Here is a 17,743-nt window from a genome sequence, read left to right as displayed (position 1 = left end):
CTAGCGGGAGAGGGGGGCGAATGTGGCACAGTGTCACCTGTGAGTGGGATTCCTGTCGCCGAAGACGTCCTGGCCGCCGACATCGCGGTGCTGCCGCTGCCGGAGGTCGCGACCGCCCTCGGGACGTCGACCAACAAGGTCCGCCAGCTGCTGCGCGAGGGCGAGCTGATCGCCCTCAAACGAGGCGGCGAGCTGTGCGTCCCGAGCGCGTTCCTCGTCAAGGACGGCGTGGTCAAGGGCCTGTCCGGCACGATAACCGTGCTCGACGACTCCGGGTTCAGCCGCACCGAGATGCTCCGCTGGCTGTTCACCGTCGACGAGTCGCTGCCGGGCAACACGCCGGTCAACGCGCTGCGCACGAGCCACGGCACCGAGGTGAAGCGGCGCGCCCAGGCGATGGCTTTCTGACCTGGCTTAGCGCGACCACCAGCTGAACGGCCGCGGCCGTGAGCAGGCACGCCGGGATCGACCACGTCGCCAGCGGGCCGGCCAGTGCCGCCCCGGCGGCCAGACCGGTGATCTTGACGCTCGCCGCCGTCGTGAACACCTGAGCCCGCACGCGTGCGGGCGTCTCCCGGTGCCGGACCGCGAACAGGGCCGTGAGCTGCGGCCCTTCGGCGAATCCGGCCAGTGCCGCGGCCGCGACCAGGAGTTTCCCGTCGGTCGCTGACGCCGCGACGACGCAGCTCGCGGCCAGGACCAGGGTGCTCGCCCAGACGATCGTGTCGGGTGCGAGCCGTTTTCCGGCGAAGACGGCGTTGGCCAGCAGGGACGCCACCGCGAGGACGGTCATGAGCAGTGTGCCGTCAGCGGCGCTCCCGAGGTGCGCGGCGCCGAGCAGGGGATAACAGACGGTGACCATCCCGACCCCGGCGCACGAGAGCGTGGACGTCGAGGTCGCCCGCCGGAGCGGCGTGTTGCGCAGGAGAACGCCGAAGCCGTCCACGAGCTGTTTCCCGAGCCGGGTCGCGGCCGGGCGGGGTCTTCGAGGGAGAGTCCAGGCGGCGGGGAGCGCGGCGGCGACCATGCCGACCGCCACGGCGAGGGCGACCGGGGCACCGGCGAGGGTGGCCAGGAGACCGGCGAGCCCAGGTCCGGCGAGGGCCGCGGCGGTGAAGGTCAACGCATCGAGGCGGCTGGCGGTGGTGAGGGCGGGTCCCGCGACCGGCGGCAGTCGAGCCGGCTGGCCACTCACGACCGACGGCAGCTGAGCCGTCCAGCCGCCCGCGATGGCTGGGTTGAGCAGGCCCGTCAGCGCCGCCAGCGCGACCACCGACCACAGCGGCAGGTGCCCGAACGTCGCCGTCACCAAGGCGATCCCGCCCGCGTACCCGGCCAGCGCGACCGCCAGTAGCCGCCCCGGTGCCGGGCTGCGGTCCAGCAGGGCTCCGAACACCGGGCCGCCCGCCGCGGCCGCCGCGGTCAGGCCCGCCAGCAAAGCCGCCCCCGCGTGCGGACCGGCGGTCAGGCCCAGCAGCAGGAGCGCGGGCCCGGACAGCTCGTCGCCGGTCCGGGCGAGCGTCGCCCCGGTGAGGTACCCGGCGAGTCTGTAACGGCTCGACATGATCGAGACGTTACAGTGGGGCATGGCCTTTCCGCACCGGGATTCCGTCCAGCGCGCCGTCGACCTCCTCGCCGTGCTGCTGCCCCCGGACACCGGCGCGGCCGACGTCGAGCGCGTCCTGCAAGCCCACGGCGAACCGGCCACGACGCTCTCACCGAGCGACCTGGCGAAGCTGCGCGAAGCAGCACGAGAACTCCGTGACGTCTTCGCAGCGGCCGACGTCACCGAAGCGGCTTCGGCGCTCAACCGCCTCTTCGCGCGCTACGCGGGCCCACCCCGCCTGACGGACCACGAGGACGGCTACGGCTGGCACCTGCACCTCGACGCGGCCGACGACGGCCCGTGGGACCGCTGGCTGGTGACGTCGTCGGCGCTGGGCCTGGCGACGCTGCTCGCGGACCGCCAAGGCCCGCCGGGCGGCCTGTGCGCGTCGCAGTCGTGCGGCAAACCGTTCGCCCACCTGGGCGGCGGCAGCCCGAAGCGCTACTGCTCACCCCGCTGCGCAACGCGCGAACGCGTCGCCGCCCACCGCGCCGGCCGGCACCCCGGAAAGCCGTGAAGGCCTCCTTCCCGGCCATAAGAGCCGGTAAGGAGGCCTTCACGGACCAAAAAGGACTCAGCCGTTGTTCTTGTCGCGCCAGGCGATCCACGACTTGAGCAGGCCCAGGTCGTAGTCCGGGCCGCCCACACCGACGGTGAACGTCGAGACGCCCAGGCCCAGCAGCTTCGGGCCCAGCTCGTCCGGCTCACCCTGGACGCCGCACGAGCGCTCGATCTCGGCCGGGTCGCGGCCGACGTCGGCGCAGTGCTGGTCGAGGATCTTGACCTTGCGCTCGACGACCTCCGGGTCGCCGAAGCCGTGCCAGATGTCGCCGTGCTTGGCGACCAGCTTCAGGGTCTTCTTCTCGCCGCCACCACCGATGAGCACCGGGATCTTGCGCGTCGGCGCCGGGTTCAGCTTGCCGAGGCGGGCCTCGATGCGCGGCAGCGACTCCGCCAGGTTGTCGAGGCGGCCGCCGGCGGTGCCGAACTCGTAGCCGTACTCGTCGTAGTCCTTCTCGAACCAGCCGGAGCCGATGCCGAGGATGAGCCGCCCGCCGGAGATGTGGTCGACGGTGCGGGCCATGTCGGCCAGCAGCTCGGGGTTGCGGTAGCTGTTGCAGGTCACGAGCGCGCCGATCTCCACGCGCGACGTCGACTCCGCCCAGGCGCCGAGCATGGTCCAGCACTCGAAGTGCTGACCCTCGGGCTCGCCGTAGAGGGGGTAGAAGTGGTCCCAGTTGAAGACGATGTCGGCGCCGAGCTCTTCGGCGGCGGACGCGGTGCGCCGGATGGTGTCGTAGTCGGCGTGCTGCGGCTGGAGCTGCAGCCCGATCCGGATCGGTCGCTTTGCTGCTGAGGTCATGATCGCAGCCTACGACCGGCCCCGAGGGTCCCGCGCGCCCAGACCGCGGCGAACGCGGGCAGCGCGACCGCCAGCCGGCGCGTCTTCGGCACCACCGCCCGCCGCGTGAGGACGTCGTGGTCCAGTGCGGCGATCTCGTCCAGGATGCCCTCGTACAGCGTCAGCGCCGTCCGCACGCACGGCCGGGATTCCGGGCGCAGCAACGGAACCCCGGCTTCGGCCCGCCGGTACACCGCGCGCGTCCTGGCCACGAAGTACGCCATCGCCCCGCGGATCCGCGGGTCCGGCCGGCGCGCTTCCAGCAGCTCACGCGAGACGCCGAACGCGGCCAGCTCGTCGAGCGGCAGGTACAGCCGGCCGCGGTCGAGGTCCTCGCCGACGTCGCGCAGGAAGTTGGTCAGCTGGAACGCCTCGCCGAGCGCGATCGCCCCCGGCTCGGCGTCGGCCAGCGGCCCGACGGTGCCGAAGACCGGCAGCATCTGCAGCCCGATCACCGCCGCCGACCCGTACGTGTACGCACCCAGATCGGTGAACGTCGCGTACTCGACCGGCTTCAGGTCCGCCCGCATCGAGCGCAGGAACGCGTCGAACAGGTCCTGGGCGATGCCGTAGGAGTGCACCGTGTCCGACAGCGCCGCGAGCACCGGGTCGTCCGGGGTGCCGCCGGCGAAGACGTCCTCGACCATCGCCGCGACGCGGTCCAGCTCGGCCGCCGGGTCCGTGCCCGGTTCGGGGTTGTCGACCAGTTCGTCGGCCATCCGCGCGAAGCCGTACAGCGCGTGCGCGGCGGGTCGGGCGCGGGCCGGCAGCAGGCGCGTCGCGAGGAAGAACGTGCGGCCGTGGTGGGCGTTGAGCCGGCGGCACGCGGCGTAGGAGGCGCGCAGGGCCGGGTCGGTGACGCCGGCGGCGTCGAGCTCGTTCACTTCCCGGTGATCCGTTCCGCCGCGAGCCGTCCGGAGATGAGCACCGGCGGGATGCCGACGCCCGGCGTCGTGCCGCAGCCGGCCAGCACCACGTTGCCCGCCGCGCGCACCAGGTTCGCCGGCCGGAACGGGCCGGTCTGGGTGAACGTGTGCGCCAGCGAGAACGGCGTCCCGGCGGCGAGCCCGCGGGCCGCCCAGTCGGCCGGGGTGAGCGTCTCGTCGACGGTGAACTCGTCGCCGAACCCGGTCAGCCCCCGCGCTTCGAGCGTGCGAAGCAGCTCTTCGCGGTACGGCCCGCGGACGCGCGCCCAGTCGATCGGCCCGCGGTTCAGGTTCGGCGCGGGCGCAAGCACGGAGACGATCTCGCCGCCGTTCCCGGCGAGGCCCGGGTCGGTCGCCGTCGGGCGCGTGACCAGCAGTGACGGGTCGCTCATCAGCCGTCCTTCGCGGATGATCTCGGCGAACGTCCGTTCCCAGGCGGCGCCGAAGTAGATCGTGTGGTGGCCCAGGTCCCACGCCTTCGTGGTCCGCCCGTGCAGGACGACGGCGGACGGCGAGTAGCGCAATGGCACCGGCCGCTTCGGCCGGGCGCCGATGAGCCGGTAGGCCGTGCTCAGCTCGGTGGCGAGGACGACGGCGTCGCACGGGATCCGCTCGCCCGAACGCGTGCGGACCGCGCGCACCCGGGACGAGACGCGCTCGAGCCACGCCGCTTCGGTGCCGAACCGCACGTCCGCGCCCGCCCGCGTCGCCGCGCCGGTCAGCGCCCGGCCGATCTCGCCCATCCCGCCTTCGGGGTAGTACACGCCGCCGACGGTGTCCATGTACGAGATGACGCCGTACGCGCCGATCGCGCGGGCCGGGTCGAGGCCCGCGTAGAGCGCCTGGAACGAGAACAGCCGCCGGACGCGCTCGTCGCGCAGGTACCGGGCGACGCGCGGGCCGAGCCGGCCGAACCCGCCGAGCGCGGCGAGTTTCACCAGCTCGAGCCGGGCGAGGTCGAGCGGCGAGTCGAAGTTCGTGCCGAGGAAGCGGTCCTTCTGCACCGCGTACAGCTCGGTCAGCCAGCGCCGCAGCGCCCGGTAGCCCGCGGCTTCGCGCGCGCCGGCGAAGGCGCGGATCTCGGCCTCCATCGCGTCGCCGTCGGTGTGCAGGGAAAGGGCACTGCCGTCGGCGAACCGCGCCCGGTACGCCGGGTCGAGCCGGGTCAGGCGCAGGTTCTTGGCCATCGAGTCGCCGACCGCGGCGAACGCCTCGTCCAGCAGCTCGGGCATGGTCAGCACGCTCGCGCCGGTGTCCACGGCGTTGCCGCCGAACCGCTGCTGCCCGGTGCGCCCGCCCGGCGTGTCCGCCTGCTCCAGCAGCGTCACCCGGCGGTCCGCGCCGAGCAGGTGCAGGGTCGCCGACAGGCCGGCCAGCCCGGCGCCGATGACGACGACGTGGTCGGTCGGCCCCTCCACGCGCCGCACGTCAGTACGTCCGCTGGGTGGCCTTGACGACCAGCCCGGTCAGCGCGGCGGGCGCCGGCTCGGCCAGGTGCGCGCGCTCGAGCGCGGCCATCGCGGCGGTGGTCAGCTCGTCGATCCGGTGCTCGACCGCGTCGACCGCGCCGACCTGCTGCAACGCCATCCGGACGGTCTCGACACCCTCGTCGGACAGGTCGGCGTCGCCGATCGCGTCCGCGATGACCGTGGCGGCCGCCTCCTCGCCCTTCTCGGCGGCCAGCTGCAGGCCGAGCGCGACGAGCAGGGTGCGCTTGCCCTCGCGCAGGTCGTCACCGGCGGGCTTGCCGGTGACCGACGGGTCGCCGAAGACGCCCAGGAGGTCGTCGCGCAGCTGGAAGGCGATGCCGACCTCGCCGCCGAACTCCAGCAGCGTCTCGATCAGCTCGGGGGACGCTCCACCCAGCGCCGCGCCCAGGTGCAGCGGCCGCTGCACGGTGTAGGCGGCCGTCTTGAGCCGGTCGATCTTCAGCGCGGCCTCGGGGGAGGCGTCGCCGGTGGCCTGCGTGCGGACGTCGAGGTACTGCCCGGCGAGCACCTCGGTGCGCATCGCGCGCCAGGCCGGGCGGGCCGCGGCGAGCGTCTCGGCGGGCAGCGGGGCGTCGGCGAACATGTCGTCGGCCCAGGCCAGCGCCAGGTCGCCGACCAGCACCGCGGTGGCCAGGCCGAACGTCGCGGGGGAGCCGAGCCAGCCGCGGTCGGCGTGCAGCTTCGCGCCCGCGATGTGCACGGTCGGGAAACCGCGGCGGGAGTCGGAGGAGTCGATCAGGTCGTCGTGGATCAGCGCGCACGCCTGGATCAGCTCCAGGCTGGACACCGCCTGCAGCACGCCCTCGGCGTCCGGCCCGGCCGGGTCGCCGCCCGCGCCGCGCCAGCCCCACCACGCGAACGTGGGCCGCAAACGTTTGCCACCCGTCAGCACGAACCCGCTGAGCGCCTCGATCCCGGCGGCCACCGTCGGCTCGGTCTCGATGATCCGCTCGCCCGCCCGGCCGAGGAACCCGGCCAGCGCGCGCTCGACGTTGGCGGGCAGATCGACGTCGGAGACGGGCACGTTCATGCCCTCATCCTCGCCGAACCCGGCCGCGGCCGGGCCGCCGGGGCGCCCGGATGTGGTGAATCAGACTCTCGTCGCGGGCGGCGCCCAGAACGGGCCCGTGAGCCCGGCTTCGGCGAAGTACGCGACGGCGCCGCCGGGCTCGCGCCGTCGGTAGCCGCGCTCCAGCCGCCCCGCGTACCAGCCGCGGGCGAGCCGCCAGAGCGTCCCGAGGTCCAGCACGTCCCCCTTGGCCTGCCCGGTCGCGGTGAGCCATTCGTCCACACAGGACTCGTCGCAGAACAGCCGCTGGTGCTCGCAGGTGTGCAGCACGTCGTCCCACATCCGCGCGGCGGGCACCAGGAAGTGCGCCACCTGAGCTCCCGTCGGCGGCTCGGCGCGGCCGACGACCAGCGCGTGCGGCTGCTCGCAGCCGGGGCACCGGGTCGCGACCAGCACCTCCGGCTCGTCGTCGACGAGGTGGGGGATGGCGAACGAGTCCCAGGCGCAGCCGCCCCACCACAGCGTGCGCGCGCCCATCACCGAGAAGCCGAGCGACTTCGCGGCGAACGGGTGCGCCAGCACGACGTGCTCGGACTCGTCGAGCACCAGGTGGTGGGCGTCGGCGAGGCGGTGCAGCGCCTGCTTGGCCACGGCGAGCGACCCGCCCGCGGCGTCGGCCAGCTCCGGCGCCGTCGGCGCGCGGCCATGGCCGGCGAAGGCGCGGTAGACGGCCAGGCGCACGTCCTCGTCCCAGCTCGCGTCGTCCCTCATCGCTCACTCCCCACGGTGGCTGCCCAGTCTAGTCGGGCCGCCCGCACGAACCACACTCGAAAACCACTCGACTCTCCGTCTCGGAAAGCGGACGGGGGCTCCCGGATGTCGGGCACTGGCCCTTAACATTCGGGTATGACGTCGGTGATCGAGCGGTTGCGAGGAGACGGGCCGAAGTTCTCCATCGAGTTCTTCCCACCCCGGGACACGGCGGACGAGGCCGTCCTGTGGAAGGCCGTCCGGGAGCTCGAGCCGTACGACCCGGCCTACATGTCGATCACCTACGGGGCCGGCGGCTCCAACCGCGACGGCACGATCCGCAGCATCGCCCGCGTCGCGACCGAGACGACGCTGGTGCCGATGGCGCACCTGACCGCCGTCAACCACTCCGTCGCCGAGCTGCGCAACGTGATCGGCTGGTACGCCTCGGTCGGCGTCCGCAACATCCTCGCGCTGCGCGGCGACCCGCCCGGCGACGTCTACGGCGAGTGGACCCCGCACCCCGAAGGCCTGAACTACGCCGAAGAGCTGGTCCAGCTCGTGCGGGAGCTGGGCGACTTCTGCGTCGGCGTCTCGGCGTCCACCTACGGCCACCCGCGCTCGCCCGACCTCGAAACGGACACGAAGTACCTGGTCCGCAAGCTGCGGGCGGGTGCCGACTTCGCGATCGCGCAGCTGTTCCACGACGCCGAGGACTTCCTGCGCCTGCGCGACCGCGTCGCGGCGACCGGCTGCGACGTCCCGGTGCTGCCCGGCGTGATGCCGCTGACGACGCTGCGGACCCTGCAGACGACGATCAAGCTGTCCGGCGCGCCGGCCCCGGCGAAGCTGCTCGACCGGCTCGAACCGCTCGCCGACGACCCCAAGGCGTTCCGCGCCGCGGGCATCGACGTGATCACCGAGCTGTGCGAGAAGCTGATCGCCGAAGGCGTGCCGAACCTGCACTTCTACACCTTCAACCGGTCGAAGGCGACACGCGAGGTGATCGCGCGGCTGGGGCTGGTGCCGGCCCGCACTTAAGTCCGTACCGCACCCCATCAGTGGACCGGTAGCGTGCGGCGCATGGCTTCTTCTTCCGATGGCGTGCACGGGATCTGCGACCGCTACGTCGACGACTACGCGGCCGCCGACCCGGTCGCCGCGACCTCCTTCGGCATCATCGGCCACGATCACCGGCTGACCGACTACTCGCCCGCCGGGTTCGACGAGCGCGCCGAGCTGGCCGCGCGGGCGCACGCCGCGGTGGCCGCGGCCGAGCCCGCCGACGCCGGCGAGCGGTCCGCGAAGGCCGTGTTCACCGAGCGGATCGGGCTCGAGCTGGAGATCCACGAAGCCGGCCTGGACGTGGCGCAGCTCAACGTGATCTCCAGCCCGGTCCAGGAACTGCGGATGGCCTTCGACCTGATGCCGGTGGACACCGAGGCCGACTGGTCGGTCGTCGCGACGCGGATCGGTGAGGTGCCGAAGGCGCTGGCGGGGATCCGCACGGGCCTGCTGGCCGGGTCCGACGCGGGCCACGTCGCGGCGCTGCGTCAGGTCGCGAAGGTCGCGGAGCAGTGCGAGACATGGGCCGGGCTGAAGGAAGAGAAGGGCTTCTTCAGCGAGCTCGTCGGCGGCGCGGAGAAGCAGGGCGACGCGCTCAAGACCGACCTCACGCGCGGTGCGCGGGCCGCCGAAGAGGCGTTCGCGGAGTTCGCCGGGTTCCTGCGCGCCGAGCTGGCGCCCAAGGCCCCGGGCAAGGACGCCGTCGGCGAGGACGTCTACCGCCTGTGGTCGCGGTACTTCGTCGGCGCGGCGCTCGACCTGCGCGAGGCCTACGAGTGGGGCTGGGCGGAGTTCGCTCGCATCGAGGCCGAGATGCGCACCGTCGCGAACCGCGTCAAGGCCGGCGCCACCCCGGCGGAGGCGGCGGCGCAGCTCGACGCCGACCCGCGCTACCGCGTCCAGGGGCGCGCCGAGTTCGAGGCGTGGATGCAGCGGCTCTCGGATGACGCGCTGAAGTCGTTGCGCGGCAAGCACTTCGACATCTCGGACCGGGTGATGGCGCTGGAGTGCCTGATCGCCCCGCCGGGTGGCGGCGTCGGCGCGTACTACACCGGCCCGAGCGAGGACTTCGGCCGGCCGGGCCGCATGTGGTGGTCACTGCCGCCGGGCCGCGACGAGTTCATCACCTGGCGCGAGACGAGCACCGTCTACCACGAGGGCGCGCCGGGCCACCACCTCCAGATCGCGACGGCGGTCGACAAGTCGGACGCGCTGAACAAGTACCAGCGGATGATGGCGTTCACGTCGGGCCACGCGGAGGGCTGGGCGCTGTACTCCGAGCGCCTGATGCAGGACCTCGGCTACCTCTCCGACGACGGCGACCTGCTGGGCATGCTGTCCGAGCAGCTGTTCCGCGCCGCGCGCGTGATCATCGACCTGGGCATGCACCTGGAACTGGAGATCCCGGCGGGCACCGGCTTCCACGAGGGGGAGCGCTGGACCCCGGACCTGGGCCTGGAGTTCATGCTGACCCGCACGATCACCGACCCGGCCCACGTCCGCGACGAGATCGACCGCTACCTGGGCTGGCCGGGCCAGGCCCCGTCGTACAAGATCGGCGAGCGCCTCTGGCTGGCGGCTCGCGAGGACGCCCGAGCCCGCGCGGGAGCGTCGTTCGACATCAAGCGCTTCCACACCCAGGCCTTGGACATGGGCGGCATGGGCCTGGACACACTGCGGGACCAGCTGGCCCAGCTGGACTGACGACCGGCCGGGCCCTCCGGAACCGAGCCCCCGCCCATCCCTGGGGGGCGTCCCACGTCCAGTTTATCGGGCCTGGCCGACGATCCCGCCCGGAAAGCCCTTTCCGGGCCCGCTTGTCCACAACAAGGCACCCCTGTGGACAAGCGGGCCCGAAAACCGGTCGCGCCCGCCACGACGTCCCCGCTAATGTCGGCTCTGTGCATCGGATCCTGTTCGCCACCCCGCCGCCCCGCGCCTGAGCGGGGTGGTCTTCGCCGCGTGACCCGCGGCTTCTTCGTGGTGCTCTGAAGCAGATCGCCCCGCGTCGTCGATTCCGATTCCTTCGACGCAGGAGCGTTTTCCGATGTCCCTCGCCCTACCCGTGCGCGCCCGTTCGTCGGCCGCGCTCGTCCTCGCCGGTGTCCTGTGGGGCACCGGCGGTCTCGCCGGTTCGCTGCTCGGCGCGCTCGCCGGCCTCCACCCGCTCGCCGTCGCGGCTTGGCGGCTGCTCATCGGCGGCGGCGTCGCGTGCCTGTTCGTCAAGTCGCGGCCACGAGGCCGCGCCGCGATCCGGCGGCTGCTCGCCGTCGGCGGCCTGTTCGCGTTGTTCCAGGCGAGCTACTTCGCCGCCGTCGCGCTCAGTTCGGTGAGCGTCGCGACGATGACCACGATCGGCGCGGCGCCCGTCGTGGTCACCGTGGCCAGGTGGCGCCGTCCCGGCCGCTGGACGCTGGTCTCCCTGGCCGGCACCCTCGCCGGCCTGGTGCTGCTCCGCTGGTCGCCGGACACCACGGCGTCCCTCGGCGGGCTCGCGTTCGCGCTGCTCGCGGCGGCCGGATTCGCGACGCTCACCCTGCTCACCGCGAAGCCGGTCGAAGGCCTCGACCCGCTGTCCACGACGGCGTTCGGCTGCCTGCTCGGCGGTCTGCTGCTCACGCCGCTGGCGAGCTGGTCCGGCATGGCGTTGCCGCTGCACCCGGACGTCCTCGCGGTCGCCCTGTACCTCGGTGTGGTGCCGACGGCCCTCGCGTACGCCGCGTACCTGCGCGGCCTCGCGGACGCGCATCCCGTGCTGGGCGCGTTGTCGGCGGTGCTCGAACCGCTGACGGCGGCGATCCTGTCCGCGGTCCTGCTCGGCGAACGGCTCGCCGGCACGGCGTGGTGCGGCGCGGCCGTGCTGGTCGCGGCGCTGGCCGTCGGCTACTGGCGGCCCGAACCGAGGTGAGTCCCGGCGCTGCCCCTCAGCGAGGCTCGAGGGGCTCGAGGGGCTCGAGGGGCTCGAGGGGCAGCGTCCGGCCCAGGATCGCGAACGGGCGCGGGTCGCCGGCGAAGTGGTAGTCGCGCAGGACGTCGACGAACCCGGTGCGGCGGTAGAGCTTCCACGCCCGGCTCGTGCCCTCCGGCGTCGACAGCAGCACGTTCGCGCTCGGCACGCCGTCGAGCAGGCCGTGCAGCAGGTCCTCGCCGATCCGGTGGCCCTGGTTCTCCGGCCGGACGTGGATCTCGGTCAGCTCGAAGTAGTCCATCAGCCAGCGATCGGCCTCGGCGGGCCCGGACCGGCGGCTCAGGCCGTGGCGCACCTGCTCGTGCCACCACTGCCCCGGCCGGCCGCGGTAGCCGTAGGCCAGGCCGAGCAGGACGTCGTCGGCGTCGAAGGCGGCCATGCAGCGCCAGCCCTCGCGCAGCGCGTGGGTCAGCCACATCGGCGCCCGCTGCTCGGCGGTGCCCGCCGGGTAGCGCATCGCCCGGACGTAGATGTCCAGCGCCTCGGGCAGGCGCGCGCGGAACTCGTCCGCGGAGAGCTGGACGTAACGGGAGCGCATCGCGGTCACAGCCGGCTATTCTCCTCCGCGCCCGCGAGCGCGCCAGTGGTCCCCCCGGTCAGGGTGACCAGATCGGCGAACGTCGTCGGGAAGACGGTCTTCGGGTGCCCGGCGGCGGCCCAGACGACGTCGTGGGCGGCCAGCGCGGTGTCGACGAGCGTGATCAGCCGCGTCGGGTGCCCGACCGGGGCGACGCCGCCGATCGGCTGCCCGGTGTGGGCCCGCACGAAGTCGGCGTCGGCCTTCCCGACGGCCTCGACGCCGGCCAGGCCGGCGAGCGTTTCCGGGTCCGCGCGGTGGGCGCCGGAGGTCAGCGCGAGCAGCGCGTGCGCGTTTTTGTCGTACCCCACGCGGAAGATGAGGCTGTTGGCGATGGCCCCCACCGGCACGCCGAGTGCCTCGGCCGCCTGGGCGGCGGTCCGGACCTCGGCGGGCAGGACGCGGATGCCTTCGGCGGCGGCGTGCTGCCCGGCTTCGGACAGTGCGGCCGCCACCTTGGCGACGGCGGGGTGGTCCAGCGAACTCATGAACCTATGAGATCACGCCGGCGGCGAGGTGTCCCGCACCACGTCCGGGGGATTCCGCCTCGGGGTTGAGCGAACGCCACGTCCGGGGTTACTCTGGAAATCGTTCGAACAGACGTTCGACATCTGGTGAGCGCGCACCGGTCAGGTGACCGGCGCGGGGCGGGGGAAGCGTCCCGCGCCGGGCACCGCCCGGGCTCACAACGCGCAGGAGGAGGGTCGTCATGTCCGTCTCGGTCGTGTCCCCCGCGGATCCCGGGCAGCCCCAGCTGCCCCTGTCGCTGCGCCCGCCCGCCTCGCCGGCGGCGGCCGGCCTGCTCGCCCAGGCGCGGCGCGGCCTCGCCGAAGCCGAGCGGGAAGCCGATCCCGCGGAGCGGTTCATCGGCGCCTACCTCGCCGCGCTGCGCGGCGCCGCCGCGGTGCTCGCCGCCCACGGTCGCCCGCACCGGGGCCGGTCGCGCCCGGCCAGCACGTGGGTCCTGCTCGACGCCGACGCCCCCGAGCTGCGGGAGTGGTCTGCCTTCTTCGCGAGCAATTCGGCCATGCGCGCCGACGCTCAGGCCGGCATCACCGGCCGGGTCACCGCGGAGTCGGCCGCGGCCCTGGTGCGCGCCGCCGAGCCGTTCCTGGAGCTGGTCCGCCGTCTCGTGCACGGCCTGCCGATCGCGGAGGACGCCCATGTCGCGTGAGCACGGCCTGATCGACCAAGGGCGGCTGCTCACGGCGTTGGGGATCGAAGGCGGAATACTGGTCGACGCGGTGCGCGCGGCGCCGCTCGAGGCGCCGGTGCCCGCGTGCCCGGGCTGGTCGCTCGGCGAGGTGGCCCGGCACGTCGGCAGCCGCTACCGGATGGTCCGGCGCCGGCTGGCCGAAGGGCGCGTCCCGGACGAGTGGCCGCGGGACCCCGCGCCCGGCCAGGGCCTGGCGGACTACCTGGAGACCGGGCTGGCCGAACTGCTCGACGAGCTGGCGGCCCACGACCCGGGGGAGCCCGCCGACACGTGGTGGCCCGCCGACCCGACGTACGGCTTCTGGCGGCGGCGGATGGTGCACGAGACCCTGGTACACCGCGTCGACGTCGAACAGTCCGCGGGTGTGGAGCCGCGTGAGGTGCCCGAAGACCTCGCGCTCGACGGCATCGACGAGGCGTTGCTCCTCTGGTTCGGGCAGAAGCTGCCGCTGCTCGGGCTCACCGGTACGAAAGCGGGCTCGGTCGGCGTGCTGGCGGGCGGCCACAGCTGGATCGCGCGGGCCGGTCCGGAGGTGACGCAGGCCTGGCACTGCCCGGCCGAGGAGGCCGAGGCCGCGGACGATGTCGTCACGGCCGAACCGGAGCGGATCTACCTGTGGCTCTGGGGCCGGGCGTCCCTGACCTCGGTGACCGTGCGAGGAGTGCACGACCAGGCGGCGCAGCTCTGGGCGCTGCTGCGGCTCGCGACCCGATGACCCGGCCGGCGGGGAAGCCGAACCGGAACTGTCGGTGGTGCGGGCTAGCGTGCGGCGCATGAGCACTCGCCTGGTCAACCTGGTGATCGACGCGGCGCGGCCGAGGGTCCTGGCGGACTTCTGGGCCGCGCTGCTCGGCTGGCGCGTCGCCGGGGAGCTGCCGGACGAGGTCGACGTCCGCGCCCCGGAGACCGACGGCTGGGACCTGGACCTGGTGTTCGTCCCGGTGCCGGAAGCCAAGGTGGTCAAGAACCGCATCCACCTCGACCTGGCGAGCCGGACGCCCGCGCACCAGGAGGAACTGGTCGCGCGCGCCCTGGAGCTGGGCGCCCGGCGCGTCGACATCGGGCAGGGCGCGGTGCCGTGGGTGGTGCTGGCGGATCCGGAGGGCAACGAGTTCTGCGTCCTGGAGCCGCGCGAGCAGTACGCGGACACCGGCGCGGTGGCGTCGATCCTGGTCGACGCCTGGTCCCCGCCGCGGCTGGCGGACTTCTGGGCGGGCATCACGGGCTGGGAGGTCCGGGCCGGCCAGGGTGACGTCATCGTGGGCCTGCGCGCGCCGTCGGGCCGCGGGCCGTGGCTGGAGTTCCTGCGCAACGAGGACGCGAAGCGCGTGAAGAACCGGGTGCACCTGGACATCGCACCCCCAGCGGGCACCGACCACGCGGCGGCGGTGTCGGAGGTCCTGGTGGCGGGCGCGGCCCCGGCGGACCGCGAAGGCGTCCGGGTGCCGTGGCGCGTGCTGACCGACCCGGAGGGCAACGAGTTCTGCGTGCTGACCCCGCGCTGACCTAGCTTGGGAGGCATGGAGAACTTCGACTGGCAGGGGCGCCGGATCGCCTGGGAGCGCGCGGGTTCCGGGCCCGCGGTGGTGTTCTGCCACGGAACGCCCTGGTCGTCCTGGCTGTGGCGGCCCTTCGCCGAAGCCCTGAGCGGCGACTTCACGGTGTACCTCTGGGACATGCCGGGCTACGGCCGGTCGTCGAAGGACCCGTCCCACGCCGTCGACTTCGGCGTCCAGACGGAGGCGTTCACCGCCCTGCTCACCCACTGGGGCTTGGCCCGTCCGCACGTCGTGGCCCACGACTACGGCGGCGCGGTGTCGCTGCGCGCCCACCTGTTCCACGACGTCCCGTACGCGTCGCTGCTGCTGGCCGACGCGGTGGCGATCCCGCCGTCGGGATCGCCGTTCTTCCAGCTGGTCAAGCAGCACCCGGACGTGCTGGCCCAGGTGCCGCCGTACATCCACGAGGCGCTGGTCAGGGCGTACATCGGCAACGCGGCGTTCCACCAGCTGCGAGAGTCGGACCTGGCTGAGCTGGTAGCCCCATGGCTGGGCGACGAGGGCCAGCCGGCGCTCTACCACCAGATCGCCGCGTACGACGAGAGCTACCTGGCCGAGAACGAGCAGCGACTGGACCGGCTGAACCTCCCGGTGCGGGTGCTGTGGGGCACGGAGGACACGTGGATCCCGATTTCCCTGGGCGAGCGCCTCGCGGCGGCCATCCCGGGCGCAACGTTGACCCCGGTCGAAGGGGCGGGCCACCTCATCCAGCTGGACGCCCCGGTCAGGATGGCCACCGAGCTGCGAACCTGGCTGACACAGGTGACGGCCTGAGCCCTGCCGCCCGGCCGCGGCCGGTTCCCGCGCCGACGGCCGAGCCGGCTGGTGCGAGCTGAGCCGGTGCTCGGCTCGACGGCCGGGCCGCCGCTGGACAGGTTTGTCGTCAGCTGGTGGCCCAGCGGTCGGTTCCCGCGCTGCCGACCGAGCCGGCTGGTGCGAGCTGAGCCGGTCCCCGGAACGGCGGTCGGGCTGACGCCGGACGGGCTTGTCCTCAGCCGACGGCCCAGCGGTTGGTAGGCCGTGCCCGTCCCCAGGTTGGCGGCGGCCGGTTCCCGCGCTGACGGCCGAGCAGGCTGGTTCGTGGTGCGAGCGAGCCGGTCCTCGGATCGGCAGTCGGGCGGCCGCTGGGCTGGCTTGTCCTCAGCTGGTGGCGCAATGGTCGGTAGGCCGTGCCTGTCCCCAGGTTGGCGGTGGGCTGCCGCTGGACTGGCTTGTGCTCGACCGGTGGCACAAGCGGTCGGCAGGTCGTCCCATCCCCGGTTGGCGGCGGAGTTGCCGCCGGCCGTGCCCGTTCCCCGGTCGGCGCGCGGCGGGCTGACCGTTGCCCAGCCGGAAGTGAGCTGTCGTGGGTCGGTGCGTACCTCCGGGTCCGGGTTTCTCCCCAGGTCGGCGGGCCGGCCGTCGCCGTGCCCGGCCTGGGTCCGGCGTCGTGTCGGTGGTTGCGCCGGCGGGGTGTGGGGCTTGTGTGTTTCGCCGGAGTTGCCGGGTCGCGTCGAACGCTGACCTGCGCGAAACACTCGCGTCCCGGTGAGGCAACAACCGCGGGGGACCGTGGTGGGCATGGAGACCTCTCGAGCGTTGCCCCAGCACGGTCAGCCGGCCGCCGTCGAGGAGCCGGCCGTGCCGTCTGCTTGGCGGGTGCGGGTCCGGATGCACGACCACCCGGGCACCCTGGCCCGCATCGCCATCCGGCTCGCCGACCTCGAGTGCAACATCCTCGGCCTGACCGTGCTGCCGGTCCCGGGCGGCGTGCTGGACGAGATCGTGCTGCGTCCCGCGATCGGCCTGCCCCGGCGACTCTTGGTCGACGCCATCCGCGACGAAGGCTGCGAGTGCACCGCGATCATCGACGCCGACGTCCACGAGCTGGTCGACTCGGCGTCCTCGACACTGGCCGCGGCCCGGCGCGCGATCGACGATCCGGCCCGCCTCGCCGAAGTGCTGAAGGAGGTCCTGGCCGCCGACGTCGTCACGCTCGTCCCCGCGACCGAGACCAACCCGGCCCGCACCGAGAGCGGGCACCGCGCGGTGTTCGCTCTCGGCGCCGACACCGCGCTGGTCGCGCGCCGCCAGTGGGCGCCGTTCGTGCAGCTCGAGCTCACCCGCGCCGAGTCGCTCGTCACACTGCTCACCGCGGCGGCCCGGAACGTCGCGGGCCCGGTGGTCCTCGACCGCCCGGACGGCGCGGCGATCGTCCTGCGCAAGGGCCTCCCCGGCGACGCCGACGCGGTGTCCGAACTGCACCGCCGCTGCTCGATGGCGACGCTGTTCCGCCGCTACCACACGGGGGTGCGGACGGTGCCGCGCCGCTGGCTGCACCGCCTGCTGATGCCCCCGCGCGGCACGAGCGTGCTGGCCGTCTTCGGCCGGGAGGTGATCGGCCTGGCCCAGCTCATCCCGTCCGCGGCGGGCGGCGCCGAGATCTCCCTGCTGGTCGAGGACGACTGGCAGCGCCAGGGCATCGGCACGGCCCTGCTGGCCCGGCTCGCGGTCATGGCCGAGGCCCAGGGCATCACGGAGCTGACCGCCGACTGCCTCGCCGGCGACGACGTCCTGCCCCGCACCGCGGCCCGAGCCGGACTGCGCACCGAGCGTGGCTCGGAGGACGGGGCCAAGCTCAGGTTGTTCCTGCCGGCCTGAGCGCGGTCAGCGCTTCCAGAACCAGTCCTTGTCCCGCGCTTCGCGCAGAGCGGTCTTCTTGCGCTCGGTCGTGAGCCGGTCGAGGTAGAGCACGCCGTCGAGATGGTCGGTTTCGTGCTGCAGGCACTGCGCCAGCACTTCTTCGCCCTCCACCTCGATCGGCTCGTTGTGCACGTCCACGCCGCGGACCTTGGCGTGCACCGCCCGCTCGGTGGGGAACCACAGTTCCGGCACCGAAAGACAGCCCTCGTTGATCTCGTGCGTCTCTTCGGACAGCTCGACGATCTCGGGGTTGATGACGTACCCGGTGAGCCCGGCGACGTCGTAGCTGAAGATCCGCAGCCCGACGCCGATCTGCGGCGCGGCCAGCCCCGCCCGCCCGTCGGGTTTCACGGAGTCGACCAGGTCCCGCACGAGCGCCTCGAGCTTCTCGTCGAAAACCGTGACCGGATCGCAGGCGGACTTGAGGATCGGGTCCCCGAAATAGCGCAGCTCGCGCATGGCCATGAGCAGAACATCCTTCGTGCGGTGTCGG

Annotated in this window: 19 protein-coding genes; 10 read left to right on the top strand and 9 right to left on the bottom strand. The window is 73.4% G+C overall.

Going from position 1 to position 17,743, the window contains the following annotated elements; all coding sequences use genetic code 11:
• Positions 1–39 precede the first annotated feature (39 nt).
• Positions 40–408, top strand: a complete 369-nt coding sequence (locus tag OHS58_RS24910; RefSeq protein WP_247062933.1) for an Rv2175c family DNA-binding protein — start codon at positions 40–42, stop codon at positions 406–408.
• Here OHS58_RS24910 and OHS58_RS24905 read toward each other — a convergent pair.
• Positions 344–1,564, bottom strand: a complete 1,221-nt coding sequence (locus tag OHS58_RS24905; protein ID WP_328644184.1) for an MFS transporter — start codon at positions 1,562–1,564, stop codon at positions 344–346. The two genes, OHS58_RS24910 and OHS58_RS24905, sit on opposite strands and share 65 nt — an antisense overlap.
• A 22-nt stretch (positions 1,565–1,586) precedes the next feature.
• On the opposite strand from OHS58_RS24905, the gene OHS58_RS24900 reads away from it, so the two are divergent.
• Positions 1,587–2,123 (top strand): CGNR zinc finger domain-containing protein, encoded by a 537-nt coding sequence (locus OHS58_RS24900; RefSeq protein ID WP_328649856.1) that lies wholly within the window; start codon positions 1,587–1,589, stop codon positions 2,121–2,123.
• 57 nt (positions 2,124–2,180) lie between these two features.
• On the opposite strand, the gene OHS58_RS24895 is transcribed toward OHS58_RS24900, so the two are convergent.
• Genes OHS58_RS24895 through merB form a run of 5 tightly spaced genes read right to left on the bottom strand, consistent with a single transcriptional unit; the run spans position 2,181 to position 7,204 of the window.
• Positions 2,181–2,969, bottom strand: coding sequence for an LLM class F420-dependent oxidoreductase (locus tag OHS58_RS24895; RefSeq protein WP_328644183.1), 789 nt, complete (start codon positions 2,967–2,969; stop codon positions 2,181–2,183).
• Positions 2,966–3,892: a phytoene/squalene synthase family protein gene (locus OHS58_RS24890; protein ID WP_328644182.1), complete on the bottom strand. Its 927-nt coding sequence runs from the start codon at positions 3,890–3,892 to the stop codon at positions 2,966–2,968. Before OHS58_RS24890 ends, OHS58_RS24895 begins: the two co-directional genes overlap by 4 nt.
• Positions 3,889–5,361 (bottom strand): phytoene desaturase family protein, encoded by a 1,473-nt coding sequence (gene crtI / locus OHS58_RS24885; protein ID WP_328644181.1) that lies wholly within the window; start codon positions 5,359–5,361, stop codon positions 3,889–3,891. Before crtI ends, OHS58_RS24890 begins: the two co-directional genes overlap by 4 nt.
• A 1-nt stretch (position 5,362) precedes the next feature.
• The gene (locus OHS58_RS24880) at positions 5,363–6,454 is read right to left on the bottom strand and encodes a polyprenyl synthetase family protein (RefSeq protein ID WP_326947429.1); all 1,092 of its coding nucleotides are present in this window, start codon (positions 6,452–6,454) and stop codon (positions 5,363–5,365) included.
• A gap of 60 nt (positions 6,455–6,514) precedes the next feature.
• Positions 6,515–7,204: an organomercurial lyase gene (merB, locus tag OHS58_RS24875; protein WP_328644180.1), complete on the bottom strand. Its 690-nt coding sequence runs from the start codon at positions 7,202–7,204 to the stop codon at positions 6,515–6,517.
• 135 nt (positions 7,205–7,339) lie between these two features.
• On the opposite strand from merB, the gene OHS58_RS24870 reads away from it, so the two are divergent.
• The 3 genes from OHS58_RS24870 (at position 7,340) to OHS58_RS24860 (ending at position 11,156) form a co-directional block, all read left to right on the top strand.
• Positions 7,340–8,224 (top strand): methylenetetrahydrofolate reductase, encoded by an 885-nt coding sequence (locus OHS58_RS24870; protein WP_326947431.1) that lies wholly within the window; start codon positions 7,340–7,342, stop codon positions 8,222–8,224.
• 42 nt (positions 8,225–8,266) lie between these two features.
• Entirely contained in the window at positions 8,267–9,952 is a 1,686-nt protein-coding gene (locus tag OHS58_RS24865) for a DUF885 domain-containing protein (RefSeq protein WP_328644179.1), read from the top strand.
• 343 nt (positions 9,953–10,295) lie between these two features.
• Complete coding sequence (locus tag OHS58_RS24860; protein WP_328644178.1) at positions 10,296–11,156, top strand: DMT family transporter; 861 nt, start codon at positions 10,296–10,298, stop codon at positions 11,154–11,156.
• A 16-nt stretch (positions 11,157–11,172) separates the two neighbouring features.
• Here OHS58_RS24860 and OHS58_RS24855 read toward each other — a convergent pair whose 3' ends face one another.
• Positions 11,173–11,754, bottom strand: a complete 582-nt coding sequence (locus OHS58_RS24855; RefSeq protein ID WP_442875569.1) for a GNAT family N-acetyltransferase — start codon at positions 11,752–11,754, stop codon at positions 11,173–11,175.
• 5 nt (positions 11,755–11,759) lie between these two features.
• Positions 11,760–12,281, bottom strand: coding sequence for a YbaK/EbsC family protein (locus tag OHS58_RS24850; RefSeq protein ID WP_328644176.1), 522 nt, complete (start codon positions 12,279–12,281; stop codon positions 11,760–11,762).
• Between the two features lie 221 nt (positions 12,282–12,502).
• On the opposite strand from OHS58_RS24850, the gene OHS58_RS24845 reads away from it, so the two are divergent.
• The 5 genes from OHS58_RS24845 (at position 12,503) to OHS58_RS24825 (ending at position 17,208) form a co-directional block, all read left to right on the top strand.
• Positions 12,503–12,967, top strand: coding sequence for an SAV_6107 family HEPN domain-containing protein (locus OHS58_RS24845; RefSeq protein ID WP_326955005.1), 465 nt, complete (start codon positions 12,503–12,505; stop codon positions 12,965–12,967).
• On the top strand, positions 12,957–13,724 hold the full coding sequence (locus OHS58_RS24840; RefSeq protein ID WP_328644175.1) for a maleylpyruvate isomerase family mycothiol-dependent enzyme: 768 nt from the start codon (positions 12,957–12,959) through the stop codon (positions 13,722–13,724). The genes OHS58_RS24845 and OHS58_RS24840 overlap by 11 nt, the downstream gene beginning before the upstream one ends.
• A 58-nt stretch (positions 13,725–13,782) precedes the next feature.
• A complete protein-coding gene (locus OHS58_RS24835) occupies positions 13,783–14,514 on the top strand; it encodes a VOC family protein (protein WP_328644174.1) in 732 nt (243 codons plus the stop codon).
• A gap of 15 nt (positions 14,515–14,529) precedes the next feature.
• Entirely contained in the window at positions 14,530–15,342 is an 813-nt protein-coding gene (locus tag OHS58_RS24830) for an alpha/beta fold hydrolase (protein ID WP_328644173.1), read from the top strand.
• A gap of 786 nt (positions 15,343–16,128) precedes the next feature.
• Positions 16,129–17,208 carry a GNAT family N-acetyltransferase gene (locus OHS58_RS24825; RefSeq protein WP_371827640.1) on the top strand — a complete coding sequence of 360 codons (1,080 nt, stop codon included), beginning with the start codon at positions 16,129–16,131 and terminating at the stop codon, positions 17,206–17,208.
• Positions 17,209–17,214: 6 nt separating this feature from the next.
• Here OHS58_RS24825 and def read toward each other — a convergent pair whose 3' ends face one another.
• On the bottom strand, positions 17,215–17,715 hold the full coding sequence (def, locus tag OHS58_RS24820; protein ID WP_247062962.1) for a peptide deformylase: 501 nt from the start codon (positions 17,713–17,715) through the stop codon (positions 17,215–17,217).
• Between the last annotated feature and the right edge of the window lie 28 nt (positions 17,716–17,743).

The sequence above is a fragment of the Amycolatopsis sp. NBC_00348 genome (assembly GCF_036114655.1).
Classification (GTDB): Bacteria; Actinomycetota; Actinomycetes; order Mycobacteriales; family Pseudonocardiaceae; genus Amycolatopsis.
Note: the sequence above shows the minus strand (reverse complement) of the source record. Positions and strands in the feature narration are given on the sequence as shown.